This is a genomic window from Hydrogenophaga sp. PBL-H3, from assembly GCF_010104355.1.
In the GTDB taxonomy this organism is placed as follows: Bacteria; Pseudomonadota; Gammaproteobacteria; order Burkholderiales; family Burkholderiaceae_C; genus Hydrogenophaga.
The window spans coordinates 1,532,923-1,555,262 of the sequence record NZ_CP044972.1; the positions used below are offsets into that span (position 1 = coordinate 1,532,923).

Genomic DNA, 22,340 nt, shown 5'->3' on the forward strand with positions numbered 1-22,340 from the left:
CCCCTTCACGACGAAGTCGTTGGCCGGTTTTCGACAAGCGCGCCGCAGACCCGGTGCTAAGCTGCCCGCCATGGTTACGGCCCCCGCTTCTCGCTTGATCTGTTTCAACAAGCCCTATGGCGTCTTGAGCCAGTTCACCCCTGAGGGGCGCTGGCGCGGCCTCAAAGACTTCATCGACATCCCGGGCGTTTACGTGGCCGGCCGGCTCGACGCCGACAGCGAGGGCCTGCTGCTGCTGACCAACGACGGCCAACTGCAGGCCCGTATCAGCGATCCGCGCCACAAGATGGAAAAAACCTACTGGGTGCAGGTGGAGGGCGTGCCAGACGAGGCCGCCCTGGCGGCCTTGCGCCAGGGCGTGCAGCTCAACGACGGCCCCACCCGCCCGGCCCGCGCGCGCGCCATGTCCGAGCCGGCTGCGCTGTGGGACCGCAATCCACCCGTGCGCGTTCGCCAGTCCATCCCCACCAGCTGGCTGGAGCTGGTGATCACGGAAGGCCGCAACCGCCAGGTGCGCCGCATGACCGCCGCCGTGCGCCACCCCACGCTGCGCCTCATCCGCGCGGCCATCGGGCCGCACGCGCTGCAAGACCTGGCGCCCGGCGCCCTGCGCGGCTGAATGCGCCGGTTCAACCCATGACGAAGAAGATCCTGCTCACCGGTTTTGACGCCTTCGGCGGCGCTGCCCTGAACCCCAGCTGGCTGGCCGTGAAAGCGCTGCACGGCCGGCAGATCCGCGGGCACACGGTGGTGGCCGCACAGCTGCCCACCGTGTTTGACGCATCGCTGCATGAACTGAACGCGTTGTTGAAAGTGCACCGGCCCGCGCTGGTGGTCTGCGTGGGCCAGGCCGGCGGGCGCAGCGCGCTGTCGCTGGAGCGCGTGGCCATCAACGTGAACGACGCGCCCATCGCCGACAACGCCGGGGCGCAGCCTGTGGACACGGCAGTGAAGCCCGGCGCTCCGGCGGCCTATTTCACAAGCCTGCCCATCAAGGCCATGCTGGCCGCGCTGCAAGCCGAGGGCGTGGCGGCCGAGGTGTCGCAGACCGCCGGCACCTTCGTCTGCAACCACGTGTTTTACGGGTTGATGCACGCGCTGGCCACGCAGCGAGGCTTGAAGCACACGCGCGGCGGGTTTGTGCACGTGCCCTGGCTGCCGGAGCAGGGCACACCCAGCATGCTGCTGGACGACATCGTGCGAGGGCTGCGGCTGGCGGTGCGCTGCGCGATGCTGGTGGGGCAAGACACGGCGCTCGGTGCGGGCACCACGAACTGATCAGGCCTGCCAGACCCCGAAGCCCGCCGAGCGCAGGTCGATCCCGACCTCGATCTCCTTGTCCACCGCGTCGGCGTACTTCATCGGATTGAAGCCCTCGTACAGATCGGGCAACAAGCGCAGGCCGTACTTCATCACATACGCGTTCGACTGGATGCCCGCCTTGTGCTTGTCAAACCGCACGTCCGGGTCCAGCCCCGTCATGCCCACGTACACGCAGGGCTTGCCTTCCACATAACCCGGGTTGTTCTTGCGGAAGCGAGGCTCGAGCAGCACGTCTCTGGAGAGCTCGATCACGTAGACGTGGTGGTGGGGGTGGCGGGCCATCTACGCGTTCAAGGCCTTTGCAACCCGCTCTGCCGCCGCGATCAGATCGGTCACCAGACGCTCGTCCACTTCCATCAATCCCTCGTATTCGCCGAGGTTGCGTTTGTTGTGGCACAGGTCCAGCACGCGCCAAACCTCTGGCCCCAGGCCCAGCGTGTGGGGAAGGACCTGAAAGACGATGTAGCGGTTACTCGCTCGAAACCCTTTGCGGCGCAAGGCCGCCAGGCACAGGGCGTGAGCCGCGTTGTAGGCCAGGTCGAAACGACTTTCAAGCGCCAGCGCGGCGTTGCGCGCATCTGCCAACCTTGCTGTACCGGTGCGTATCAAGCCCGATGTTTCGTTGTCATCCGGTGCCTCGGCTTTCAGGGCCCTGCCGGGACCGCTCAAGTTTTCAAGTGGTTGTGTCATGGGTCGGCTCCTCCTCGCCGATCAGCCATATCCTGGGCTGTTGCATCACACGTGTGACGAACGCATTGTCTTGGGCTGCACGTCGCTCAAACTCCTCGGGGGTATAGATCGTGGGGTTCACCGTGCGCCCCAGCGTTTGGCTGGCGGTCTCCAGTGCGCCAAACACCTCCCCATAGCGCAGACTGGGACTCACGATCAAAAGGTCCACGTCGCTTTGCGCAGTGTCCTGTTGGCTGGCCATGGAGCCAAACACAAAAGCCAATTGGATCGTTGGCGCCAGAGGCGCCAGCGCGGCACGCAACACATCACCCAGCCCCATGGTCTTGAGCACCAGCCCTCGCAGCTCGGCAAACACCGGAGAAGCCACGTTGGCCTGGTAGTGCTTCTGGTTGCCCTGTTTGCGCGCTGTGATGAGGCCTGCCTCGCACAGGCCCGCTAGCTCGCGCTGCACAGCACCCTTGCCCGACTGAGCAATCGCGATCAATTCATTGGCGTAGAAGCTGCGGTCCGGTGTGCCAAACAGGACGGCCAGTACCCGTTGCCGGACCTTTGGAAACAAGGCGTCGGCTGTACCGGAAGGGAGAGGAGTGTTTATATTCATACCCAAATTGGGTCCGATAGTACCTTATTTGGGGTTTATCGGTGAAGCACAACATCCAGCCATACGAGCACAGTCGCCACTCACGACAGCCCGCAGGCGCTCACCCACAAGCGACATGGCCCGTCCAAAGCCGGCCACCCAGCGCAGTGATTCGGGCTCGATGATGAAGAGCGAAAAGTCCCCAAACGAAAACAAGGGCTCGGCGTCGGGCAGTTTGGCCAGGTAAGCCTGGCGCGCCTGCTCGTACCCGGGCGAGTCTGGCGGGCACTGCCGCGCCCGGCCTTGCACGCTGGCGCGGGGCAGGGCCAGCGGTGAGTCTGCAGCGGCCAGCGGCGCCGTCACCAGCAGCGCCACCGCCGGGTTCTGCAGCATGTCCTGCGTGTGGGTGGCCAGCTGGCTCACATGAATGACGAAGCCCGCGCCGTCGGGCAGCAGCGCAAACGGCACCATGGACACGGCGGGCGCGCCCTTGTGCAGCGTGGCCAGCGAGGCCACGGGCTGCGTGCGCAGCAGAGACATCAAAGCAGCGGAGTCGGAGGCGTCCATGGTGCTTGTCAGGAATTGGGTTTGCCCGGCCGCGAAGCCAGCGGCGCATGCACCGCCATCAGCTCCACCACCCAGTCGATGAAGGCCCGCAGTTTCGCACTCACATGGCGGTTGGGCGGGAAGGCCACATACATCGGCATCGCATCGAATTGCCAGCCGTCGAACAGCGGCACCAGTTCGCCGCGTGCTGCGTGGGCTTGGGCCATGTACTGCGGCAGCCACAACACGCCCATGCCCGCCACGCCGGCCGCGAGGTAGGCGTTGCCGTCGTCCACCGCCACCACATGGCGCCCCTGCACATGGATGCGCTCGCCATCGCGGTGCAAGCCCATGGGCGCCACCGTGCCGCTGCGCGCGCGCAGGTAGCCCACCGTGCGGTGGTGGGTGTCTTCCAGCTCACTGGGGTGCCGCGGCGTTCCGGCGCGCTGCAGGTAGGCCGGTGCGGCATACACGCCCAGCGGCAGGTCGCCCACGTGGCGGGCCACCAGCGACGGGTCGGTGATCTCGCCGCCGCGCAACACGCAGTCCACGTTGTCGCCGATCAGGTCCACCATGCGGTCGCTCACGCCCATGTGCAATTGGATCTCGGGGTAGCGCGCGTGAAAGGCTGGCAGCGCCGGCATCAGGATCAGGCGGGCCAGCGGGCTGGGCACGTCCACACGCAGGCGCCCGCGCGGCGCGGCCAAGGCGCTGGAGAGGCTGGTGTCCGCGTCTTCCATGTCGGCCAGCAGGCGCACCACGCGCTCGTAATAAGCGGCGCCATCGGCGGTGATCTTCACCTGCCGCGTGGTGCGGTTGAGCAGCTTCACGCGCAGCCGCGCTTCGAGCTGTTGCACCAGCTGCGTCACCGTGGTCTTGCTCATGTGCAGCGTCTGTGCCGCCTTGGTGAAGCTGCCGGCTTCCACCACACGGGCAAAGGCCTGCATCGCATCGAAACGGTCCATGTCGGTTCCTCGCGCCGGGTTGATTGTTTGGGAATCTCAAACAGTCATTGTGCGACTGGCCTGTTTATCCCTGGGCCGCCGGTGCCTAGAGTCCACCCATTGCAACCACTCTCAAGAGGTCTTCCATGTCTGCACGTGATGTTGTTTTTCCGGCCGGGCGCCAGGCGCTGTATGAAAAAAACCGCTACTCGCCCGCGATCCGGTCCAACGGCTTTTTGTTCGTCTCGGGGCAGGTGGGCAGCCGCCCCGATGGCTCGCCCGAGCCCGAGCTGAAAGCGCAAGTGAAGCGCGCGTTCGACAACCTGAACGCCATCCTCTCGGCCGCCGGCTGCACCTTCAAGGACGTGGTGGATGTGACTGTCTTCATCGTCGACCCCGAGCCCAAGTTTGAAACCATCTGGACAGAGCTCACCGGTCACTGGGGCGACGCACCGTACCCCACGCTCACCGGCGTGGGCGTGACCTGGCTCTACGGCTTTGATTTCGAGATCAAGGTGATTGCGAAGCTGCCGGAGGCCATGGCGGCCTGATCTGCGTGGCCAGCGGGCCGGGTTCAGACTGGTTTGAGGAGCAGCTTGCGCAGCGAGCGAATCTTCTGCCAGAGCACTGCCTTGGGCAGCGTCATGGCCATGGCCAGCATGCAGCGCTCCAGCCAGCCTTGGCGCTCTTGCAGGCGGTCAATGGCCTTGGTCAGGTCCCGCGCCACCGCTGGGCCATACGCCTTTTCGGCCTTGGCCAGTGCCAGGCGAAGCAGGGGTAAAGGCAGGCCCATCATGGCCAGGTCGATCACGTCCCGGCTGAACACGCTGTCGTCTGCCCACCGGTCTGAATTGGCCAGCAGTTTGGACGCTGCCATGTCCAGCGGCGTGAGCGTCTGGATGCCACACACCACGTCGTCCTTGCTCGGTGCTTCCAGTGTTATGCGTGCCTCGCGCACGATTTCGAACTTGATGGCCTGGCCGTCCATATGCACCGCCGTGCGCAGGCCGTACTGGTCGGCGCGCACTTCGCGCAGCACCTCCAGCGGCTGGGCGCCTGGCCGCACTAAGGCGTTGAGCCCTTCCGGGCCGGTGAGCAACTGACGCAGTTCCCGGTAGCCCGAAGCGTCAGACACCAGAAAGTCGATGTCCACCGATTCGCGGTACTCGCCGTAGCGCAGGGCAATGCAGGTGCCACCGCCAAAGAGACTCCCGAACTGGCGCAGCGCATCGCCGTCCAGCGCGGCCAGCACATGCGCAACGCGCTGATGATGCGGGCGCTCAAACATTGGACATGCCCACCGACGCGCCACCCCCGAGACCCGTGCGCAACGCCTGCAGCAGTGCCTGCTCTTCGGGAGACATGGCGGCAGTGTCCAGATGGCGCACATTGCGTTCGTAGATGCCCAGGGCCTCCATGGGCGTGAGCGTGTCGGTGCCGTGCACCTGCCATGCCAAGGCCTTCAACTGCGGGTAGTCCGCCAGGCGCACACGCACCGGTATCCAGTCGGTGAGGTCGACCGGGCTCGCGCTGGAAACGTCGGCGTCCTCCGTGTTTTTGGCCAGCAGCGTCATGCCCAGCGCCACCATGGCGTTGGCCCAGGCGCCGCCGGCCACCGACGGCTCGCCCTTCTCGATGCGGTGCAACGTCACCCGCGACATGCCCGCCGCCTCTGCCGCCGCGGTGCTGCTCACCCGAAGGGCTTTGCGGCGCGCGCGAATCTGCTCGCCCAGGGCTTGCAACTGAGCGGTGCTTTGGTCTGAAGGAGGCGGTGCGTGAGCTGGCATTTGTTTCTCATTCTGATCAAAATGATTATTTTGTCAAGTTTGAGAAACAATTTTGGCTTCTGCGGAGTGGCTCGGGCGGCCGAGCCGAACACTTCCGGCCGGTGAATGCCGTGGCGCTGGCAGATGGCAGCGATCCCTGAGCGGTGTTGGGATATGGCGGGATGCATGGCACCGTGGATATTGACGGCGCGGGATGGCCCAAAACGTCGTCCAGAAACTGTTGACTTCGACCGCCGTTTCAATCGATCCCGTCAGCCAGGAAGCCAGTTCTCGCTCATACCGGGCGGGCTTCGGCCAGCACCTGTGCGCGAAACTTGGGCGGCAGGTCTTTGGGCGTGAGCACATCCACGTGCCGGCCCATCAATTGCTCCAGCTCGTCTTGCAGGCCGCCCAGGTCAAACAGCGTGGTTCCCGGCAGGGGGTCCACCAGCAGATCCAGGTCGCTGCCCTCCGTGTCTGCACCTTGCAGCACCGAGCCGAACACGCGCGGGTTGCTCACGTGGTAGCGCAGCGCCGCCTTGCAAACGGCGTCGCGGTGTTGGGAAAGTGCTTGAGAGGGGCGCATGTGGGCGAGTGTATCGACGGGCCGCGCCTCACAGCCACACCGACCCCGGCGCCGGGCTGGTCTCGATGGTGAAGTCGGGCGAGCCGCCCAGCACGAAGGCGCCGAGCACCAGGCTGAGCAGCGAGATGAACAGGCTGGCCCAGAACGCCGTCCAGAACCCGTCGACCTTGAAGCCGTCCACCAGCTTGGCCACCAGCAACAGCATCAGCGCGTTGATCACCAGCAGGAACAGGCCAAAGCTCAGCAGCGTCAAGGGCAGCGTGAGCACCACCAGCAGCGGCCTCACCACCGCATTGGCCAGCCCCAGCAGCAGGGCCGAGACCACCAGCGCCGAGGTGCTGCCGAACCGGATGCCCTTGAACAAATGGCTCGCCACCCACAGGGCGAGGGCGGTGATGGCCCAGTGGAGGAGGAAGGGGGTGAGGTTGGCGAGCATGTGGACAATTTCATGAGTGAAGATTCTCGCGAGCCGTTGTTGTGGTTGGTTCGGTCGCGATGGTTTCGATACGGCTGTGCTCTATTTCTTTTCGGAGAATGTGGCTTACATCTAACCAGCAATGAATATGGAGATTTTGAGTAGCAGGAACGCCTCGCTGCTATGCGGGCTTTTCTGATTCTTCAGTTAGTGGTGGTGGAAGTGCCGCAACCAACTCATTCGCATGCTCCCTGTAGTCAAGTGCTGTTTTGCTTGAATCAACTTCAATTTGCACTTGTTCAAAGTACTCTATTTGCTTTAGTGTTGTTGATTGCTCTGGTGTCGGTTCTTCACCATCTACAATAATTGGTTTTTTAGGTTTTGATAGCCTAAGATTTACAGACGCGCCGGTTGCAAGTTTTTGGGAAAGTCTGGTCAAGGATATGGAAAGACTATTCTTTAATTCATGCCTCCGGCCTTCATCAGTTCCTTGGTAGTACTCATCCACCAAGGATGAAGCCAGTTTCTCAAGATCGGTTTTCGCCTTTCCGCTATTGTGAGCTTCAAAGTCATTCAAAATCGAATCGGGGACTTTTGAATCTACCAGTTTGGCGTAAAGCGCCTTCATGGTTATAACTTCAGCCAAAATTTGATTGACACCCTTAAGACATTTTGCCATGCCAAAAATAAACGCTGCAGTAGCTGCGAGGTAGAGCAAAATTGATCCTGAAGCGACTGAACGAATGGTCACTCGATTCTGTCCCTCATCAAAAGTCTCCGTTACATCGCGGCAGATCTGATTCCAATCTTTGGACTCTTTGGCTAGGTCCCCTAACGTTTTTGTTTCTTCCTTTATCGGTAGTCGAATAACCATCTCGGTTTGGCCATCATCCAACTCCCAGTATTCAACTTGAAGTTCTGTAAATGCATTGTCGATTGCTGAAACGGCGTTAAATTTCTTCGCTATTTCAAGGCGCAACTTTTCAATTTCTGGAGCCGCAAGATTTGGAGTTAACTGATTTTGTCCCAGCAGGTTCATAATCTTTTGAAATAGCTCGCTCCCCACATATCCTGCCAAGTCATGTGATAGTAGTGTTTCGGCTAATTCGCCTTCCGCTTCATTAAGGTCACTTTGAGTCAATGTTTGGCGTACAATTTCTAGGTGATCCTTGAATGATTGACCAACTTGTGGGTTGCCTGGATTTGCGGCTAGTGAGGCAAGCAGACTAGTTAGCGTAACTAAATGACTGTCGACGTTTCCTTTTTTGTAGTCTACGGCTATTTGATTAATTATTCTGTGAAAACGCGACAGTTCCATTGATGGCCCCCTCTAGGTTTGATAAAAGTCTATTTGCCCCAAGAATCCTTCAACCCCGTCACCCGATTAAAAACCGGCTTCCCCGCCACATGATCCACCCGATCCGCCACAAAGTACCCAAACCGCTCAAACTGGAACTTCTCATCCGGTTTCGCCGCAGCCAATGACGGCTCCACGTAGGCGGTCACCACTTTCAGGCTGTTCGGGTTGAGCGCTTCAATGAAGTCTTTGCCGCCGGCGTCGGGCTGGGGGTCGCTGAACAGGCGGTCGTACAGGCGCACTTCGGCAGGCACGCCGTCGGCCACGCTCACCCAGGTGATGGCGGCTTTGGCTTTCACGCTGTCGGCGCCGGGGGTGCCGCTCTTGGTGCCGGGGATCACCTTGGCGTGCACGGCGGTCACGGTGCCGCTGGCGTCTTTTTCGCAGCCGGTGCACTCGATCACGTAGCCGCCTTTGAGGCGCACCACGTTCCCAGGGAACAAGCGCTTGTAGCCCTTGGGGGGCACTTCTTCAAAGTCCTCGCGTTCGATCCACACCTGGTTGCCGATCTTGAACACGCGCTCGGGCGGCGGGGTCTGGCCTTCGGGCACGGCGTGGTGGGGCAGGGCGGGCTGGGTGCAGTCTTCCGTGTAGCCGTCTGAGCCGAAGGCCTCGGCCCAGTTGGTGAGCACCAGCTTGACGGGGTCGAGCACGGCCATGCCGCGGTGGGCCTTGTTTTCCAGGTCTTCGCGCAGGCAGCCTTCGAGCGTGCTGTAGTCGATCCAGCTGTCGCTCTTGGTCACGCCGATGCGTTCGGCAAACATCTGGATGCTCTCGGGCGTGTAGCCGCGCCGGCGCAGGCCGACGATGGTTGGCATGCGCGGGTCGTCCCAGCCGCTCACCTTGTGGTCGTACACCAGTTGCGCGAGCTTGCGTTTGCTGGTGATCACATAGGTCAGGTTGAGCCGGGCAAATTCGTACTGGTGCGGCGCGGGGTGCGCCAGCAGCCCGCCTTCGCACAGGCGGTCCATCAGCCAGTCGTAAAACGGGCGCTGGTCTTCAAACTCCAGCGTGCAGATGCTGTGGGTGATCTGCTCCAGCGCGTCCTCAATGGGGTGCGCAAAGGTGTACATGGGGTAGATGCACCAGGTGTCGCCCGTGTTGTGGTGCGTGGCGCGGCGGATGCGGTAGATGGCGGGGTCGCGCAGGTTGATGTTGGGCGAGGCCATGTCGATCTTGGCGCGCAGCACCATGCTGCCGTCTTCGTGCTGGCCGTCGCGCATTTCGCGAAACCGCGCCAGGTTCTGCGCGGGGGTGCGGCTTCTGAACGGGCTGTCGGTGCCGGGCTTGCCGAAGTCGCCGCGCGCGGCGCGCATCTGCTCGCCGGTCTGCTCGTCCACATACGCGTGGCCGGCTTCAATGAGGTACTCGGCCGCGCGGTACATGAAGCCGAAGTAGTCGCTCGCCTGAAACAGGTGGCTCTGGCCGTTGGCTTCCCAGTTGAAGCCGAGCCATTTCACCGCGTCCAGGATGCTGTTGACGTACTCGGTGTCTTCCTTCTCGGGGTTGGTGTCGTCAAAGCGCATGTGGCACACGCCGCCGTAGTCGCGTGCCAGGCCAAAGTTGAGGCAGATGCTCTTGGCGTGGCCCACGTGCAGATAGCCGTTGGGCTCGGGCGGGAAGCGGGTGCGGATCTTGGCGGGGTCGGGCTGGCCGGCGGCGTGGTGCGCGGCGTCGCCCGGGGTGCCGGCCCAGCGGCGGCTGGCATAGGTGCCTTTGTCGAGATCGTTTTCAATGATCTGGCGCAGGAAGTTGCTGACCTTGTGTTCGCCCTCTGCGGGGGCGTTGGCGGTGGGGCTGGATGGCTTGCTGGGGGGGGTGTTGGAGCTCATCAAGGCATTCTAGGGGCGTGGTGCGTTTCACCTCGGTGCCAACGGTCTGTGGCGCGGGCTGAATGGTCATGGCGCACAAGCTTGGCGGGGGTGGACTCCGGTATCGTTGTCGCGGAGTCGAGGCAACCCCCCGGGGCACACACCACATGCACAACGAACACCCAGAAACCATCCCCAGTGAAGAGTCCCTGCCGTGGGAGATCACGCAGGCCGAAGACGTGTTTTTGCCCTCGGTGCGCGTGCGCCTGGGCTGGGCCGACATTGAGGCCGCCGTGGAGCGCGGCGCCATCGTGCCGAGCGAGGCGCATGCGCTGTGGGCTTCGTGGGCCTCGCCAGGGAGCGACCAGCGCGTGAGCGCGGCCGAGCTGGCGCCGCCGGCCGCGCAGCCCTTGCCGTCGGGGGTGCCCATGGCGCCCATGCCCGGCGTGGCGCCCGGACCGAGCTTCTCGTTCACCAACACGCTGTATTACTTCGGCGGCATGCTGGCCATCGGCGCCATGACGCTGTTCATGACACTGGGCTGGGAACTGTTCGGAGCCTGGGGCGTGTTTGCCTTGTCGATGGGCTACCTGGTGGGCGCGCTGCTGGTGGCGCGCAACCTCATGAAACAGCGCCTGCGCACGCCGGCCGGTGTGTTGGCCACGCTGGCTGTGTGCCTGGTGCCGCTGGCCACCTGGGCGTTGCAGGTTGGGCTGGGCCTGTGGCCCGACGGCGCGCACGACAGTTACCGGGATTACCACCGCTACATCGACTGGCGCTGGCTCACGCTGGAGCTGGCCACGCTGGCGGCGGCGGTCGTCATGCTCTGGCGCTTTCGTTTGCCGTTCATGGTGATGCCGGTGGCCGTGACGCTCTGGTACCTCAACATGGACGTGGCCCACATGCTCATGCAGAAAGAAGGCTTCGACTGGCAGTTCACGCGCGACGTGTCGCTGTTGTTTGGCCTGGCCACCTGCGCCATCGCTGTGTGGGTTGACCTGCGCACGCGCGCCGCCACGCACCCGCTGAACCGGCAAGATTTCGCCTTCTGGCTTTACCTCTTCGGCGCCATCATGTTCTGGGGCGGTATGAGCCTGCGAGACAGCGACTCGGAGCTCAACAAGTTCATCTACGCGCTCATCAACGTGGGCCTCGTGTTTCTCGGCGCGGCCATCGGCCGGCGTGTGTTCACCGTGCTCGGCGCCATCGGCGTGGCGGTTTACCTGGGCTATTTGTCGCACCGCGTGTTTGCAGACAGCCTGCTGTTCCCGTTTGCGCTCACGCTGCTGGGCTTGGGCGTGGTGGCGCTGGGCCTCTGGTGGCAGCGGCGCGAGGCCGCCATTCATGCGCGGCTGGCCAGCTGGCTGCCCGCTGCGTTGAAGCCACTGGCAGCCGGCTGACCCTTACTGCCCGAAGCGCGGCCCGTCTTTCAGGAACGCGTCTTCTTCCGGCGTGCAGGTGCGCCCGAGCACGGCGTTGCGGTGCGGGAAGCGGCCGTATTGCGCCACGATGTCGCGGTGCACCACGGCAAAGCGCAGGTTGCTGGCGAGCGTGTCGCGCAGCGTGTCGGGGCTGGTGTCCACCAGCCGCTGGAAGCGCGCCACGCATTCCTCTTGCAGTTCCAGGTTTTCGGCGTGCATGAGCGGCATGTAGAGGAACACACAGCCGGCCGGCGTGAGCGTGGTGTCCATGCCCTCGGCGAGCGAGCGGCGGCTCAGGCGCTGGGCGCGGGCATCGCCATCAAAGGCGCGGCGCTGGCCTCGGTGCACGTTGCGCGAGAGCTGGTCGAGCAGCACGATGAGCGCCAGCCGCGCGCGTGGCTCGGCCTCCCAGTCGGTGAGGCCGCCGTCCAGCGCCATGCCGACCAGTTCACCGAAGCGCTGGCGGATGGCGTCGTCTTGCGCCGCGCCGCCGCCAAACCAGCGTTCGTTGCGGTCTTGCGAGGGCCAGTCAAGCTGCAGGCCGTCGCCAAACCAGAAATCGAGCACATCCAGGGCGGCTGGGGGTGGAGATGGGGTGTTCATGGGGTTACGTCTGGCAACCACTTTGACGTGGCATGCGGTATGGCTGGGCGTGGAATTCCTTGTAATGCAGTCACAGGGTAACCAAAACCCTGCTGCCTGCCCCACCTGACTCCAGGAGCCCAACATGAAAACGTCTTCACTCAACGCCCACTGGGCACGCACCTCCGCCTGGGCCCGTGGCCTCTCGCTGGCCGCCTTGGCTACCGGCGCCTGGGCTGTGTCCACCGTCGCCACGCAAGCCCATGCGCGGGACAACAACCTTTCCTGGTCCATCGGCGTGAGCTCGCCGGGCGTGGCCGTGGGGGTGTCCAACTACCCGCCTGTGTACGGCAGCCCCTACCCGGTGTACGAAGAGCGGTACCCCGTCTATGAAGAGCGCCGCCCGTATTACCAGCGCCCGATCGTGGTGCAACCGCGCCCGGTGGTGGTGTACCCACAGCCCGTCTATGTGCAACCGCGCCCGTACTACCGCGCCGGCTGGGGCTACGGCCCGCGCTGGGATGACCGCCGCTACGGCCACGGCCCTCGCCACCGCCACCATGGCCACCGCGATGGGCGCGGCTGGGACGATGACGACGACGGCCGTCGCGGCTACCGCTGAGCATCCTCACATCGCCCGGAACCGGTCCGCGTAGAGCCGGCTCACCGCGAACGCTTCGGTTCGCGTGCGCAGCCTCAGGCTCAGGCTCATGCGCCCAGCCTCGTTCCGGGTGACGGTGTCGATGGCGTCGGCCCGCACCACGGTGCCCCGGTGGATCTGCCAGAACACGGCCGGGTCCAGCTGGGGCATCAGCTCTTTCAGCGGCGTGCGGATGAGCACCTCGCCCTGAGCCAGCAGCACGCGCACGTATTTGTCGGCCGCCTCAAACGCCAGCACCTCGGTCACGGGCACCACGCGGATGCTCTGGCCCACGCTGGCCGGGATCACCTGCAGGCGGGCCACCGGGGGCTGCGTGTCCGGGTGGGCCATGAGGCTGCGCAGTTGCTCCAGCGTGGCCTCCAGCGGGCCGGTGGCTGGCCGGCGCTGGGCCAGCAAGGCCTGCACGCGCTGCACGGTCAGGCGCAGGCGCTCGGGCTGCACCGGCTTGAGCAGGTAGTCCACCGCCTGCGTTTCGAAGGCCTGCACGGCGTAGGCGTCAAAGGCGGTGACAAACACCAGCGCGGGAAACGGGTGGTCGTCGGGCCATTCCTCGGCCAGTTCGGCGGCGGCTTCCAGCCCGCTCTGCCCGGGCATACGAATGTCGAGAAACAGCACATCGGGCCGCAGGGCCAAGGCCTGTTCCACGGCGGTCTGGCCGTCGCCCACCACCTTCACCACCGCCAGCTCGGGCCAGGCGCGTGACAGCTCGGCCTGCAGGGCCTGGGCCAGCAGGGGCTCGTCTTCGGCAATCAGGGCGGTGGCGTTCATGGGGTCGGCAGGGGCAGGGTGAGCAGGGCACGGGTGCCGCCGCCGGGCTGGCTGTGCCAGTCCATGCGGGCCTGGCCTGCAAAGGCGGTGGCCAGGCGCTCGCGCACCTGGCTCAGGCCAAAGCCGGGCGTGGGTTCGGCCACGCAGCCCACGCCGGTGTCGCTCACCTCCAGCGCCAGGCCGCTGGCGCCCTGGCGCGCGCTCACGCGGATCTCGCCGCCATTCCTGCTGGGCTCCAGCCCGTGGCGGATGCAGTTTTCCACCAGCGGCTGCAGCAGCAGGGGCGGCACGCTCTGGTCGCGCAGGGCCTCGGGCAGATCGAGCGTGTAGCGCAGGCGCGGGCCCATGCGCACGGCCATGAGTTCGAGGTAGTCGCGCAGCCGCGCGAATTCGTCGGCCAGGCTGTGGCGCCCGGTGGTGGCGTCCACGCGCGAGGCCGTGAGCGTGGCGCGCAGAAAGTCGTTGAGCCGGTCGAGCATGGCCACCGCGCGTTCGGGGTCGGTGCCGATGAGCGCGCGCAGGTTGGCCAGCGTGTTGAACAGCATGTGCGGCTCCAGCTGCGATTCGAGCAACTTCAGGCGCGCTTCGGTGGCTTGGCGCTGGGCTTCTTCGCTGGCCAGCCGGGCGCGGGTCAGCAGCTCGCGGCTGGTGAAGAAATACGTGCCAAATCCGCCCGCCGACAGCGACATGAGCACGAAGCCCAGCGTGGCGCGAGGGAAGTTGTTCAGCCCCACCAGCAGTTCGCGGCCCAGCAGCAGGTTGGCGCCGGCACTGCCCAGGGGGTAGGCCACCAGCACCGCGCACACCACCAGCGCGGTCATGGCGGGGGCACCGGGCCAGCCGCTGGCCAGCAGCACGAAGCGCCCGCCGTCGATCAGGCCCCAGATCAGCAGGCCGATGCATTGCGAATACAGCAGGTTCACCGCGAAGGTGTCGCCGCTGACCACGGTGATGGCCGAGGCGATGACGGTGTTGAACACCATGGTCGCCAGCGCTCGGCGAACGATGGTGGCGGGCTTGAACGGCGGCATGGTCGCAGTATCCCGCAAGGCCGCAGCCCTGGGACTGGTCACACCAGGCCCAGCCACTGCCCCCAGACCAGGTGGCCCAGGAAGCGTCCGGGGGCGAGGGTGAACAGGCCGGCGATGAGGCAGGCACTGATGTAGAGCGACAGCATGGATTTGCGGTGGCCGGCCACGTTGCCGCGCAGCAGCTGCCGGAACGCGATGAACAGGCTGCCCAGCACCACGGGAATGAGCAGGTGGATGGCCGAGAAGCCGGCGATGTTGGGCACGGCGGGGTTGCTGATGAAGATGGCAGACAGGGCTGTGATCAGCATCAGCGTGACCCAGGCGTAGCCTGCGGCGCGGTGCAGCCGGGGGCGCTGGCTGCGGGGCTGGCGGCGGGCGTGGCCACGGCGCGCCCACAGGGCGACGGGGCCGATGACCAGGGCGGCGATGGCGGCGGTCATGTGAACGGCGATCAGGGGTGTGAGTGACATGGCGGTCTCCGGTGGTTGGGTGAGCGCACTGTGCGGGCAGGTGGGCCTAAGGCCCAGCGCCTTGCGACGAACCCGGGCTGCGGTGGCGTGAAACGCCTGCCCGACGGCGCGACATGCAGCGCCCGGGGCCGCGCTTTACGCAAGTGAAACCCGGCAGATACCCCGCAGCGATCAAAGCGCGACCCCCTTTCCTACAATGGACCGATGAAAAAGACGACGTGGATTTCGGGTGTGGTGGTGCTGGCCCTGGTGGCTGGTGGCGGCTGGTGGTGGAGCCAGCGCAGCGCGCAATCGGCGGTGCAGTACCGCACGGCGGCCATCGAGCGCGGACCGCTGCAGGCCAGCGTGTCGGCCAGCGGCACGGTCAACCCGGTCACGCAGGTTTCGGTCGGCACCCAGGTCTCGGGCCAGGTGCGCGCGGTGTATGTGGACTTCAACACCGAGGTCAAGGCCGGTCAGCTGATCGCCGAGATCGACTCCCAGACCTTTGAATACCGTGTGAGCTCCGCGCAGGCCGATGTGGATGCGGTGCGCGCCGCGGTGCAGATCGCCGTGGCCAACTCGGCGTCGAGCCGGGCCAATGTGTCGCGCGCGCAGTCCGATCTGGCCGAGGCGCAGCGCACCCACGAGCGCAACGTGAGCCTGGTGGCACAAGGCTTCATTGCGCAGAGCGAAGCCGACCGCACGCGCGCCGTGCTGACGTCGGCCCAGGAATCGCTCAAGGCGATGCAGGCGCTGGTGGGTGTGAGCGAGGCGCAGATCAAGAGCGCGCAGGCCAACGTGGCGCAGCGCGAAGCGGCGCTGGCGCAGGCGCGCATCGATCTCTCGCGCACCCGCATCACCTCGCCGGTGGACGGCATCGTGATCAAGCGCACCGTGGAGAAGGGCCAGACCGTGGCCGCCAGCCTGCAGGCGCCCGAGCTGTTCGTGATCGCGCAGAACCTCTCCGACATGCAGGTGGACGCCAACATTGACGAGGCCGACGTGGGCCGCATCCAGCCCGGGCTGAAGGCCAGTTTCACCGTGGATGCGTTCCCCGGGCAGAAATTCGCAGGTGAGGTGCGCCAGGTGCGCAAGGCCGCCACCAACGTCTCCAGTGTCGTGACCTACGTGGCCGTGGTGGGCTTCTCCAACGCCGATGGTCGCCTGCTGCCGGGCATGACGGCCAATGTGCGCGTGGTCACCGAGTCGCGCGAGTCGGTGCTGAAGGTTCCCAACGCTGCCTTGCGGGTGCGCATCGCGGGTGTCGAGCCCGCGCCAGCCCCCGAGAGCCCCGCCGATGCGCCTGCAACGGCTGGCACTCCACCCCGAACTGGCGCAGCGAGCACCGCAGGTGCCCCGGCCACTGCCCGACCGCCTGGTGTGGGTGCACCCGGTGGTGGTCGTGGTGGTGTGTCTTCGCGAGGCCGTATCTATGTGCTGAACGCCAAGGGCGAGCCATCGGCCTACAACGTTCGGCTGGGGGTGACCGACGGCACCTCGACCGAGATCATGGTGAGACCCGACGGACCGGCCGCACCAGCGGTGGTGGAGGGCGCGACAGTGGTCACCGGTGTGAATGCTGCCACCACGCCCGCGCGCGGCAGTGGTCCGCGCATGTCTTTCTGAACCCGTGCCAGCAGACACCGACATGAACCACCCCATGGCGCTGATCGAAACCAAGGGCTTGACGAAGGCCTACACCATGGGTGATCAGACGGTGCACGCCCTGGCCGGTGTGTCCCTGACCATCGAAGCGGGGGAGTTCGTTGCGATCATGGGTGCATCCGGATCGGGCAAGTCCACGCTGATGAACATCCTGGGTTGCCTGGACCTCCCCGATGGTGGCGAATACCGGCTGGCGGGCGAGGCGGTGCAGACCATGAGTGCGGATGCGCTGGCGGCTGTGCGCAACCGCCGCATCGGGTTTGTGTTTCAGCAGTTCAACCTGTTGCCACGCACCAGCGCCCAGGAGAATGTGGAGTTGCCCATGGTTTACGCGGGCGTTTCCAACGAAGAGCGCCACCGGCGCGCTCGCGAAGCGCTCCAGCGCGTGGGCCTGGGCGAGCGCGGCGATCACACGCCCGCCGAACTGTCGGGTGGTCAGCAGCAACGCGTGGCCATCGCCCGCGCTCTCGTCAACCTGCCCCAGCTGATCTTGGCCGATGAACCCACCGGCGCACTGGACACGCGCACGAGCGAGGACATCATGGGGCTGCTGACCGAGCTCAATGCGCAGGGCATCACCGTGGTGCTGGTCACGCACGAGCACGACGTGGCGGCCTGGGCGCGGCGCAGGCTGGTGTTTCGCGATGGACAGGTGGTTGAGGACGCTGTGCAGCCCGGACGCCGTGCGCAAGGAGCTCACGCATGAACACACTGGCTGCCATGCGCAGTGCGTGGCGTGCGTTGCGGGCCAATCCGCTGCGCAGTTTGTTGACCATGCTCGGCATCATCATCGGTGTGGCCGCCGTCATCACCATGATCGCGATCGGCCAAGGCGCCACCGAGCGTGTGCAGGAGCACATGAAAGTGCTCGGGGCCAACGTGATGCTGGTGTTGCCCGGCAGCTCCAACAGCGGCGGTGTGCGCCAGGGCGCCCAGAGCAGTCAGGCATTGACCGAGGTCGACGCCCAGGCCATTGCGCTGGAAGTGCCTGAGGTGCAGGTGGCCGCGCCGAGCTCACGTGCCACCGTTCAGGCGGTCTACGGCGGCACCAACTGGAGCACACCGGTTTTTGGTGCCACCAACGACTACCTGGAAGCGCGCGATTGGCCCTTGGCCAGCGGCCGCCTGTTTGAAGTGGCCGAGGCGCAGGGTGCGGCCAAGGTCGTGATCCTGGGGCAGACGGTGGCGCGCGAACTGTTCGGCGACCAGGACCCGGTGGATCAGGTGATCCGGCTGCGCAATGTGCCCGTGACCGTGATCGGGGTGCTTGCACTCAAGGGTCAGAACTCCTGGGGCTCGGACCAGGACGACATCGCCATCGTGCCGCTGAACACCTTTCGAAACCGCATTCAGGGCGACGCCGCTGGGCGCGTGAAGCGTGTGGCGAGCATTTCGGTCAAGGTGCGCGATGGCAACGACATGAAAGTGGCCGAGGACAACATCCGCGAACTGCTGTTGCAGCGCATGCGGGTGCAGCCGGGAGCAGACGAGCCTTTCAGGGTGCGCAACCTCACCGAAATGCTGCAGGCACAGGAGGCCTCCAGCCGCACCATGACGTTGCTGCTGTCGGCTGTGGCCGGCGTGAGCCTGCTCGTGGGCGGCATCGGCATCATGAACATCATGCTGGTGAGCGTGACCGAGCGCACCCGCGAGATCGGCCTGCGCATGGCAGTGGGCGCGCGTGGGCGCGACATCCTCACGCAGTTCCTGATCGAGGCCGTCACGCTGAGCCTGATCGGTGGCGCCATCGGCGTGCTGCTGGGCGCCATCGCCACCTGGGCGGTCGGCCAGTTCGCGGGCTGGCAGGTCAGCATGACGATCGACTCCATCGTGCTGGCGGCGGGTTTCTCGGCACTGGTGGGCGTGTTCTTTGGTTTCTACCCGGCAAAACGGGCCTCGGAACTGCTGCCGATCCAGGCGCTGCGCCACGAGTGAGCATGCCCGTTGCGGACCCGGCCAGCAGGTACGATACCGGCCTGCTCGTTGGGCCCTCGGTGGGCCTGCGCACCACCTGAGAACCCTTCGCCATGGATTTTGTGTTGTTGATCAAGGCCGCCATCATGGGCGTGGTGGAAGGCCTCACCGAGTTCATTCCGGTGTCCTCCACCGGGCACCTCATCCTGGCGGCCTCGCTGCTGAACATGCCGGGCGAGAAGATCAAGCTCTTCGAAGTGGTGATCCAGACCGGCGCGATGATGGCCATCGTCTCGCTCTACGCGGGCAAGCTGTGGGAGACCCTGGTGGGCTTGCCGCGCGAGCAGCTGGCGCAGCGCTTCACGCTCAATGTGCTGGTGGGTTTTTTCCCCGCCGCCTTGCTGGGCTTCCTGTTCATCGGCGTCATCAAGAGCGTGCTGTTCAACCCGCTGGTGGTGGCCCTGGGCTTCATCGTGGGCGGGGTGGTGATCCTGTGGGCCGAGCGGCGCCAGGAGCGGGGCGTGGCGCCGCGCATCGAGTCGGTGGACGACGTGCGCTGGACCGATGCGCTCAAGGTGGGGCTGGTGCAGTGCGCCGCGCTGGTGCCTGGCGTGAGCCGTTCGGGTGCCACCATCATTGGTGGCCTGCTGCTGGGTTTCAGCCGCAAGGCCGCCACCGAGTTCAGTTTTTTCCTGGCGATTCCGGTGCTCTTCGGCGCGGCGGCCTACGACCTCTACAAAAGCCGGGCCCTGCTGAGCACGGCCGACATCCCGCTCTTCGCGGTCGGGCTGTTCTTCTCGTGGCTCTCGGCCTGGATCTGCGTGCGCTGGTTGCTGCGTTTCGTGGCCAGCAACACCTTTGCGCCGTTTGCCTGGTACCGCATTGCCTTTGGTGCGCTGATCCTGCTGACCGCGGCGATGGGCTGGGTCGACTGGGTGGCCTGATGCGTGGCTACGCGGCCAGTGGCGCGTAGAGACTGAAGCAGAACGTGGCGCCCTTGCCGGGTTCGGCGGTGGCGGCCATGCCTCCGCCGTGGCGCTGCACGATGCGCAGTGAAGTGGCCAGCCCGATGCCCAGGCCCGCGAACTCGTGGGGCATGTGCAGGCGCTGAAACGGCTGGAACAGCTTGTTGGCCCGGGCCATGTCGAAACCCGCGCCGTTGTCGCTCACACAAAACCGCGTCTGTCCTTTTTCCACCTGCGCGTACACCCGGATCACGGCCTGGGGCGTCTGCGCGGAGTACTTCCAGGCGTTGTGCAGCAGGTTCTGCAAGAGCGCTTCCACCAGGGGTGGATCGGCCATGGCGTTGAGCCCGGGCTCCACCTCCCAGCGCACCTGGCGCTGGGGGTCGGTGCTCGAAAACTCCTCCAGCAGACGGGTGGCGATGGTGCTCAGGTTGACCGGCTTGCGCTGCAGGTCGCCGCGCGAGAACTGCGAGAGCGTGAGCAGGCCGTCGATGAGCTCACCCATCTTCTTGCTCGCACCCATGATGCGTTCCAAGTGGGACCTGCTCTCACCGGCCCACTCCGGGTTGTCTTCCTGCAGCGCCTGGGCGAAGCCGTTGATGATGCGCAGCGGCGAGCGCAGGTCGTGGGCCACGGCGTAGGAGTAGCTCTCCAGCTCGTCGTAGGCGGCTTTCAGGGCGCGCGTGCGTTCTTCGATGCGCTGCTCCAGCGAGGCATTGAGCTGCTGGATCTGCATCTCGTGGCGCTTGCGTTCGGTGATGTCCTGGGTGACGCCCAGGGCACGCACGGCACGCCCTTGCGCATCGCGATCGAACTCGGCGCGCACCGAGAACCACCGGTGGTCCCCGCGAATGATCAGGCGGTATTCGATGTCGTAGTCGGCCAGACCCTTGACCGCCATCGCCCAGTGTTTCAGGACCATGGCCCGGTCATCGGGGTGCGTGAGTGCCAGCAGCTCGTCATCGGAGAACTCGGCAGACGGCAGATCAAGCACTTCGTGCGATCCTGACAAGGTCACGAACCGGCGGGTGGCCACGTCGGCGTGCCAGCTGGCCAGCCCCGCGAGCTGGTTGGCCTGGCGCAGCAGTTGTTCGCTGGTGCGCAGGGCCTGTTCGGTGGCCTTGGATGCGGTGATGTCCTGCACCACGGCGATCAGATAGTCGGGCTGCCCGCCGGGCTCGCGCACCAGCGAGAGCGTGAGGTGCACCCAGACCGCCTGGCCCTGTTTGTGGATGTAGCGCTTCTCGATGTTGTAGCTGGCGATGTCGCCCTTGAGCGTTCGCGCCAGCTGGTCCTCATCGAGCCGCAGATCGTCGGGGTGGGTGAAGTCGCGGAAGCTGAGTGCCTGGATCTCCGCCTTGGTGTAGCCGATCAGGTCGCAATAGGTCTGGTTGACCCGGATCCAGCGCCCGTCGATGTGGCTGTGCGCCATGCCGGTGGAGCTGTGCTCGAAGGTGTCCTCCAGCTGTTTGGCTCCCAGCTGGATGTCCGTCGTGGCCTGCCGCAGGCGCTGGTTTTGCTGCTGCATGAACGAGATGGAGCCGACCACGACCAGCTGCGTGATCAGGTGCCAGGTGTTGAGCCAGAACGCCTCGACCGGATTCTCGATCGCAAAGCTGAAGTAGGGCTTGACCAGCAGGTAATTGATGAACAGCATGCCCACCACGGTGCTGAACATGCCGACCCGAAAGCCGCCGTACAAGGCCGACAAGGCCGCGGCCAGGGACAAGGTGATGAAACGCCCACCCGATTCGGCCGGGGCCAGCGCCACGCGGATCCAGGTCGCAAAAGCGGTGATCAGCAGGGCCACCACCAGGCGGATGGCCATGCTGTGTTGCTCGGGTTGCCAATTGACATACCGCCACCAGAGCCGCCGTGGCAGGGAGCCTTCAGGTGAGAGGGGTGTCAGGGGCACGATTGCAACGCTTTGTGTTCGAATGTTATGCGCACTGCCGTTATACCGGAGCCTGATGCCCAAGACCCATGGGGTCTGCCCTTGGGTGGCGTCAGCGGTGTGACGGAGCCGACAGGACGGCCAGCAGCTTGTCGATGGCGTTGGCGGTTTCCAGTGGCTGCTCCATCGGGAACAGGTGGCTGCCCTCGATCATGGTCAGGCGCTCGGGGTGATCGCGGCCCACCAGCCGGTGGGTCATGGCCATGCCGACCTGTTTCATCTCCAGCGAATGGGTGCCGCCGATGAAGCCCACCGGGCAGGCCAGCGGATGGCGGCGCAGCAGGCGGTCGAGGTTGTGGGGCAGGGTGTTGTAGATCGCGGTCTCCACGTCCCGGTCGAAGTCCAGCGCGCGCTGCCTCTGGCCATGCGCATCGGTGGCGTCGTGCGTGCCGTGCGCTATGTAGTCCTGCAGCACCTGCGGCTCCCAGGCGGCAAAAGCCTTTTTGCTGGCGAAATGCGCTTGTGCCGCGTCGGCGTCGGGCCAGGTGTGGCGCCGCTTGCGGCTGATCTTGCCGGGCGACACCGATCCCACCAGCTGGGCGCGCTTGATCAACTCCAGTGTGCGGGCGCGCCAGCCACCGAGCACGGGCGAGTCGATCAGCAGCACGCCGCGCACCGCATGACCGCCCAGCCGGGGGTGGCGCGCAGCGCACATCAGGCTGAGGAAACCCCCCAGCGAATGCCCCACCAGCCAGGCGCCGCTGCCGTGCGCCTCGATCTCGGGCGCGGCGAAGTCGGCGAGCTGCTGCACCAGGTGCGGCCAGTTGCTGGTGACCGGGTACTTCGGGTCGTGCCCGAATTTCTCCACCGCGCGCACAGCGTGCCCGCGGGCACGCAGGGATTTGAAGAGGACGCGGTAGGTGCTGGCGGGGAAGCTGTTGGCGTGCGAGAAGATGATCAACGACATGC

At 65.3% G+C, this 22,340-nt stretch carries 26 protein-coding genes; 9 read left to right on the forward strand and 17 right to left on the reverse strand.

Translation table 11 applies throughout. The features are described from left to right. The first annotated feature begins 70 nt into the window (after positions 1-70). Together F9Z44_RS07335 and pcp are read left to right on the forward strand one after the other, a co-directional pair. Complete coding sequence (locus tag F9Z44_RS07335) at positions 71-619, forward strand: pseudouridine synthase (RefSeq protein WP_159604822.1); 549 nt, start codon at positions 71-73, stop codon at positions 617-619. 17 nt (positions 620-636) lie between these two features. Then, positions 637-1,278: a pyroglutamyl-peptidase I gene (gene pcp / locus F9Z44_RS07340; protein ID WP_159604824.1), complete on the forward strand. Its 642-nt coding sequence runs from the start codon at positions 637-639 to the stop codon at positions 1,276-1,278. Here the strand turns inward: pcp and F9Z44_RS07345 are convergent, their stop codons facing one another. The 5 genes from F9Z44_RS07345 to F9Z44_RS07365 form a co-directional block, all read right to left on the reverse strand. Continuing rightward, positions 1,279-1,605: a hypothetical protein gene (locus F9Z44_RS07345; RefSeq protein ID WP_159604826.1), complete on the reverse strand. Its 327-nt coding sequence runs from the start codon at positions 1,603-1,605 to the stop codon at positions 1,279-1,281. Continuing rightward, positions 1,606-2,013 carry a hypothetical protein gene (locus tag F9Z44_RS07350; RefSeq protein ID WP_159604828.1) on the reverse strand — a complete coding sequence of 136 codons (408 nt, stop codon included), beginning with the start codon at positions 2,011-2,013 and terminating at the stop codon, positions 1,606-1,608. Next, on the reverse strand, positions 1,997-2,572 hold the full coding sequence (locus F9Z44_RS07355; protein WP_236574289.1) for a nucleotidyltransferase domain-containing protein: 576 nt from the start codon (positions 2,570-2,572) through the stop codon (positions 1,997-1,999). The genes F9Z44_RS07350 and F9Z44_RS07355 overlap by 17 nt, the downstream gene beginning before the upstream one ends. A gap of 66 nt (positions 2,573-2,638) precedes the next feature. Then, positions 2,639-3,160 (reverse strand): HugZ family pyridoxamine 5'-phosphate oxidase, encoded by a 522-nt coding sequence (locus F9Z44_RS07360; RefSeq protein WP_159604832.1) that lies wholly within the window; start codon positions 3,158-3,160, stop codon positions 2,639-2,641. An 8-nt stretch (positions 3,161-3,168) separates the two neighbouring features. Then, complete coding sequence (locus tag F9Z44_RS07365; protein ID WP_159604834.1) at positions 3,169-4,104, reverse strand: LysR family transcriptional regulator; 936 nt, start codon at positions 4,102-4,104, stop codon at positions 3,169-3,171. 125 nt (positions 4,105-4,229) lie between these two features. On the opposite strand from F9Z44_RS07365, the gene F9Z44_RS07370 reads away from it, so the two are divergent. Then, positions 4,230-4,634: a RidA family protein gene (locus F9Z44_RS07370; protein WP_159604837.1), complete on the forward strand. Its 405-nt coding sequence runs from the start codon at positions 4,230-4,232 to the stop codon at positions 4,632-4,634. A gap of 23 nt (positions 4,635-4,657) precedes the next feature. Here F9Z44_RS07370 and F9Z44_RS07375 read toward each other — a convergent pair whose 3' ends face one another. The 6 genes from F9Z44_RS07375 to F9Z44_RS07400 all read right to left on the reverse strand — a co-directional run bounded on the left by F9Z44_RS07375 (position 4,658) and on the right by F9Z44_RS07400 (position 10,039). Then, entirely contained in the window at positions 4,658-5,371 is a 714-nt protein-coding gene (locus F9Z44_RS07375) for a nucleotidyl transferase AbiEii/AbiGii toxin family protein (RefSeq protein ID WP_159604839.1), read from the reverse strand. Beyond that, a complete protein-coding gene (locus F9Z44_RS07380; protein WP_159604841.1) occupies positions 5,364-5,870 on the reverse strand; it encodes a helix-turn-helix domain-containing protein in 507 nt (168 codons plus the stop codon). The genes F9Z44_RS07375 and F9Z44_RS07380 overlap by 8 nt, the downstream gene beginning before the upstream one ends. A 274-nt stretch (positions 5,871-6,144) precedes the next feature. Continuing rightward, entirely contained in the window at positions 6,145-6,435 is a 291-nt protein-coding gene (locus F9Z44_RS07385) for a nucleotidyltransferase family protein (protein ID WP_159604843.1), read from the reverse strand. A gap of 28 nt (positions 6,436-6,463) precedes the next feature. Next, on the reverse strand, positions 6,464-6,871 hold the full coding sequence (locus F9Z44_RS07390; protein ID WP_159604845.1) for a phage holin family protein: 408 nt from the start codon (positions 6,869-6,871) through the stop codon (positions 6,464-6,466). A gap of 160 nt (positions 6,872-7,031) precedes the next feature. Continuing rightward, the gene (locus F9Z44_RS07395; RefSeq protein WP_159604847.1) at positions 7,032-8,168 is read right to left on the reverse strand and encodes a hypothetical protein; all 1,137 of its coding nucleotides are present in this window, start codon (positions 8,166-8,168) and stop codon (positions 7,032-7,034) included. Positions 8,169-8,197: 29 nt separating this feature from the next. Continuing rightward, the gene (locus tag F9Z44_RS07400) at positions 8,198-10,039 is read right to left on the reverse strand and encodes a glutamine--tRNA ligase/YqeY domain fusion protein (protein ID WP_159604849.1); all 1,842 of its coding nucleotides are present in this window, start codon (positions 10,037-10,039) and stop codon (positions 8,198-8,200) included. Positions 10,040-10,185: 146 nt separating this feature from the next. Between F9Z44_RS07400 and F9Z44_RS07405 the strand changes: the two genes are divergently transcribed. Continuing rightward, the gene (locus F9Z44_RS07405) at positions 10,186-11,418 is read left to right on the forward strand and encodes a DUF2157 domain-containing protein (RefSeq protein ID WP_236574290.1); all 1,233 of its coding nucleotides are present in this window, start codon (positions 10,186-10,188) and stop codon (positions 11,416-11,418) included. A 3-nt stretch (positions 11,419-11,421) separates the two neighbouring features. Here F9Z44_RS07405 and F9Z44_RS07410 read toward each other — a convergent pair whose 3' ends face one another. Further along, positions 11,422-12,042: a DUF924 family protein gene (locus F9Z44_RS07410; protein ID WP_159604851.1), complete on the reverse strand. Its 621-nt coding sequence runs from the start codon at positions 12,040-12,042 to the stop codon at positions 11,422-11,424. A gap of 124 nt (positions 12,043-12,166) precedes the next feature. Here F9Z44_RS07410 and F9Z44_RS07415 point away from each other — a divergent pair, with 124 nt between their 5' ends. Further along, positions 12,167-12,643 carry a hypothetical protein gene (locus F9Z44_RS07415; RefSeq protein ID WP_159604853.1) on the forward strand — a complete coding sequence of 159 codons (477 nt, stop codon included), beginning with the start codon at positions 12,167-12,169 and terminating at the stop codon, positions 12,641-12,643. Positions 12,644-12,649: 6 nt separating this feature from the next. Here F9Z44_RS07415 and F9Z44_RS07420 read toward each other — a convergent pair whose 3' ends face one another. Genes F9Z44_RS07420 through F9Z44_RS07430 form a run of 3 tightly spaced genes read right to left on the reverse strand, consistent with a single transcriptional unit; the run spans position 12,650 to position 14,951 of the window. Continuing rightward, positions 12,650-13,450 (reverse strand): LytR/AlgR family response regulator transcription factor, encoded by an 801-nt coding sequence (locus F9Z44_RS07420; RefSeq protein WP_159604855.1) that lies wholly within the window; start codon positions 13,448-13,450, stop codon positions 12,650-12,652. Next, entirely contained in the window at positions 13,447-14,481 is a 1,035-nt protein-coding gene (locus F9Z44_RS07425) for a sensor histidine kinase (RefSeq protein WP_159604857.1), read from the reverse strand. Before F9Z44_RS07425 ends, F9Z44_RS07420 begins: the two co-directional genes overlap by 4 nt. A 38-nt stretch (positions 14,482-14,519) precedes the next feature. After that, the gene (locus F9Z44_RS07430) at positions 14,520-14,951 is read right to left on the reverse strand and encodes a DUF2306 domain-containing protein (protein ID WP_159604859.1); all 432 of its coding nucleotides are present in this window, start codon (positions 14,949-14,951) and stop codon (positions 14,520-14,522) included. A 204-nt stretch (positions 14,952-15,155) separates the two neighbouring features. Between F9Z44_RS07430 and F9Z44_RS07435 the strand changes: the two genes are divergently transcribed. The 4 genes from F9Z44_RS07435 (at position 15,156) to F9Z44_RS07450 (ending at position 19,456) form a co-directional block, all read left to right on the forward strand. Beyond that, positions 15,156-16,559, forward strand: a complete 1,404-nt coding sequence (locus tag F9Z44_RS07435) for an efflux RND transporter periplasmic adaptor subunit (protein ID WP_159604861.1) — start codon at positions 15,156-15,158, stop codon at positions 16,557-16,559. 22 nt (positions 16,560-16,581) lie between these two features. Next, positions 16,582-17,304, forward strand: a complete 723-nt coding sequence (locus F9Z44_RS07440) for an ABC transporter ATP-binding protein (protein ID WP_274382148.1) — start codon at positions 16,582-16,584, stop codon at positions 17,302-17,304. Continuing rightward, positions 17,301-18,533: an ABC transporter permease gene (locus tag F9Z44_RS07445; protein WP_159604863.1), complete on the forward strand. Its 1,233-nt coding sequence runs from the start codon at positions 17,301-17,303 to the stop codon at positions 18,531-18,533. The genes F9Z44_RS07440 and F9Z44_RS07445 overlap by 4 nt, the downstream gene beginning before the upstream one ends. Before the next feature lie 92 nt (positions 18,534-18,625). After that, the gene (locus F9Z44_RS07450; RefSeq protein WP_159604865.1) at positions 18,626-19,456 is read left to right on the forward strand and encodes an undecaprenyl-diphosphate phosphatase; all 831 of its coding nucleotides are present in this window, start codon (positions 18,626-18,628) and stop codon (positions 19,454-19,456) included. Positions 19,457-19,463: 7 nt separating this feature from the next. Here the strand turns inward: F9Z44_RS07450 and F9Z44_RS07455 are convergent, their stop codons facing one another. Together F9Z44_RS07455 and F9Z44_RS07460 are read right to left on the reverse strand one after the other, a co-directional pair. Continuing rightward, entirely contained in the window at positions 19,464-21,305 is a 1,842-nt protein-coding gene (locus tag F9Z44_RS07455) for a PAS domain-containing protein (RefSeq protein ID WP_159604867.1), read from the reverse strand. Positions 21,306-21,483: 178 nt separating this feature from the next. Continuing rightward, complete coding sequence (locus F9Z44_RS07460) at positions 21,484-22,338, reverse strand: alpha/beta fold hydrolase (protein WP_159604869.1); 855 nt, start codon at positions 22,336-22,338, stop codon at positions 21,484-21,486. Positions 22,339-22,340: the final 2 nt, after the last annotated feature.

What these genes read in the sequence shown, in the direction of transcription:
- F9Z44_RS07415 (WP_159604853.1), top strand. Translation starts at nt 12,167, where the DNA reads ATGAAAACGTCTTCACTCAACGCCCACTGGGCACGCACCTCCGCCTGG.
- F9Z44_RS07380 (WP_159604841.1), bottom strand. Translation starts at nt 5,870, where the DNA reads ATGCCAGCTCACGCACCGCCTCCTTCAGACCAAAGCACCGCTCAGTTG.
- F9Z44_RS07435 (WP_159604861.1), top strand. Translation starts at nt 15,156, where the DNA reads ATGAAAAAGACGACGTGGATTTCGGGTGTGGTGGTGCTGGCCCTGGTG.
- F9Z44_RS07370 (WP_159604837.1), top strand. Translation starts at nt 4,230, where the DNA reads ATGTCTGCACGTGATGTTGTTTTTCCGGCCGGGCGCCAGGCGCTGTAT.
- F9Z44_RS07460 (WP_159604869.1), bottom strand. Translation starts at nt 22,338, where the DNA reads ATGTCGTTGATCATCTTCTCGCACGCCAACAGCTTCCCCGCCAGCACC.
- F9Z44_RS07450 (WP_159604865.1), top strand. Translation starts at nt 18,626, where the DNA reads ATGGATTTTGTGTTGTTGATCAAGGCCGCCATCATGGGCGTGGTGGAA.
- F9Z44_RS07440 (WP_274382148.1), top strand. Translation starts at nt 16,582, where the DNA reads ATGAACCACCCCATGGCGCTGATCGAAACCAAGGGCTTGACGAAGGCC.
- F9Z44_RS07390 (WP_159604845.1), bottom strand. Translation starts at nt 6,871, where the DNA reads ATGCTCGCCAACCTCACCCCCTTCCTCCTCCACTGGGCCATCACCGCC.
- F9Z44_RS07360 (WP_159604832.1), bottom strand. Translation starts at nt 3,160, where the DNA reads ATGGACGCCTCCGACTCCGCTGCTTTGATGTCTCTGCTGCGCACGCAG.
- F9Z44_RS07350 (WP_159604828.1), bottom strand. Translation starts at nt 2,013, where the DNA reads ATGACACAACCACTTGAAAACTTGAGCGGTCCCGGCAGGGCCCTGAAA.
- F9Z44_RS07400 (WP_159604849.1), bottom strand. Translation starts at nt 10,039, where the DNA reads ATGAGCTCCAACACCCCCCCCAGCAAGCCATCCAGCCCCACCGCCAAC.
- F9Z44_RS07430 (WP_159604859.1), bottom strand. Translation starts at nt 14,951, where the DNA reads ATGTCACTCACACCCCTGATCGCCGTTCACATGACCGCCGCCATCGCC.
- F9Z44_RS07335 (WP_159604822.1), top strand. Translation starts at nt 71, where the DNA reads ATGGTTACGGCCCCCGCTTCTCGCTTGATCTGTTTCAACAAGCCCTAT.
- F9Z44_RS07420 (WP_159604855.1), bottom strand. Translation starts at nt 13,450, where the DNA reads ATGAACGCCACCGCCCTGATTGCCGAAGACGAGCCCCTGCTGGCCCAG.
- F9Z44_RS07410 (WP_159604851.1), bottom strand. Translation starts at nt 12,042, where the DNA reads ATGAACACCCCATCTCCACCCCCAGCCGCCCTGGATGTGCTCGATTTC.
- F9Z44_RS07425 (WP_159604857.1), bottom strand. Translation starts at nt 14,481, where the DNA reads ATGCCGCCGTTCAAGCCCGCCACCATCGTTCGCCGAGCGCTGGCGACC.
- F9Z44_RS07375 (WP_159604839.1), bottom strand. Translation starts at nt 5,371, where the DNA reads ATGTTTGAGCGCCCGCATCATCAGCGCGTTGCGCATGTGCTGGCCGCG.
- F9Z44_RS07345 (WP_159604826.1), bottom strand. Translation starts at nt 1,605, where the DNA reads ATGGCCCGCCACCCCCACCACCACGTCTACGTGATCGAGCTCTCCAGA.
- F9Z44_RS07395 (WP_159604847.1), bottom strand. Translation starts at nt 8,168, where the DNA reads ATGGAACTGTCGCGTTTTCACAGAATAATTAATCAAATAGCCGTAGAC.
- pcp (WP_159604824.1), top strand. Translation starts at nt 637, where the DNA reads ATGACGAAGAAGATCCTGCTCACCGGTTTTGACGCCTTCGGCGGCGCT.
- F9Z44_RS07445 (WP_159604863.1), top strand. Translation starts at nt 17,301, where the DNA reads ATGAACACACTGGCTGCCATGCGCAGTGCGTGGCGTGCGTTGCGGGCC.
- F9Z44_RS07455 (WP_159604867.1), bottom strand. Translation starts at nt 21,305, where the DNA reads ATGGCCATCCGCCTGGTGGTGGCCCTGCTGATCACCGCTTTTGCGACC.
- F9Z44_RS07365 (WP_159604834.1), bottom strand. Translation starts at nt 4,104, where the DNA reads ATGGACCGTTTCGATGCGATGCAGGCCTTTGCCCGTGTGGTGGAAGCC.
- F9Z44_RS07385 (WP_159604843.1), bottom strand. Translation starts at nt 6,435, where the DNA reads ATGCGCCCCTCTCAAGCACTTTCCCAACACCGCGACGCCGTTTGCAAG.
- F9Z44_RS07405 (WP_236574290.1), top strand. Translation starts at nt 10,186, where the DNA reads ATGCACAACGAACACCCAGAAACCATCCCCAGTGAAGAGTCCCTGCCG.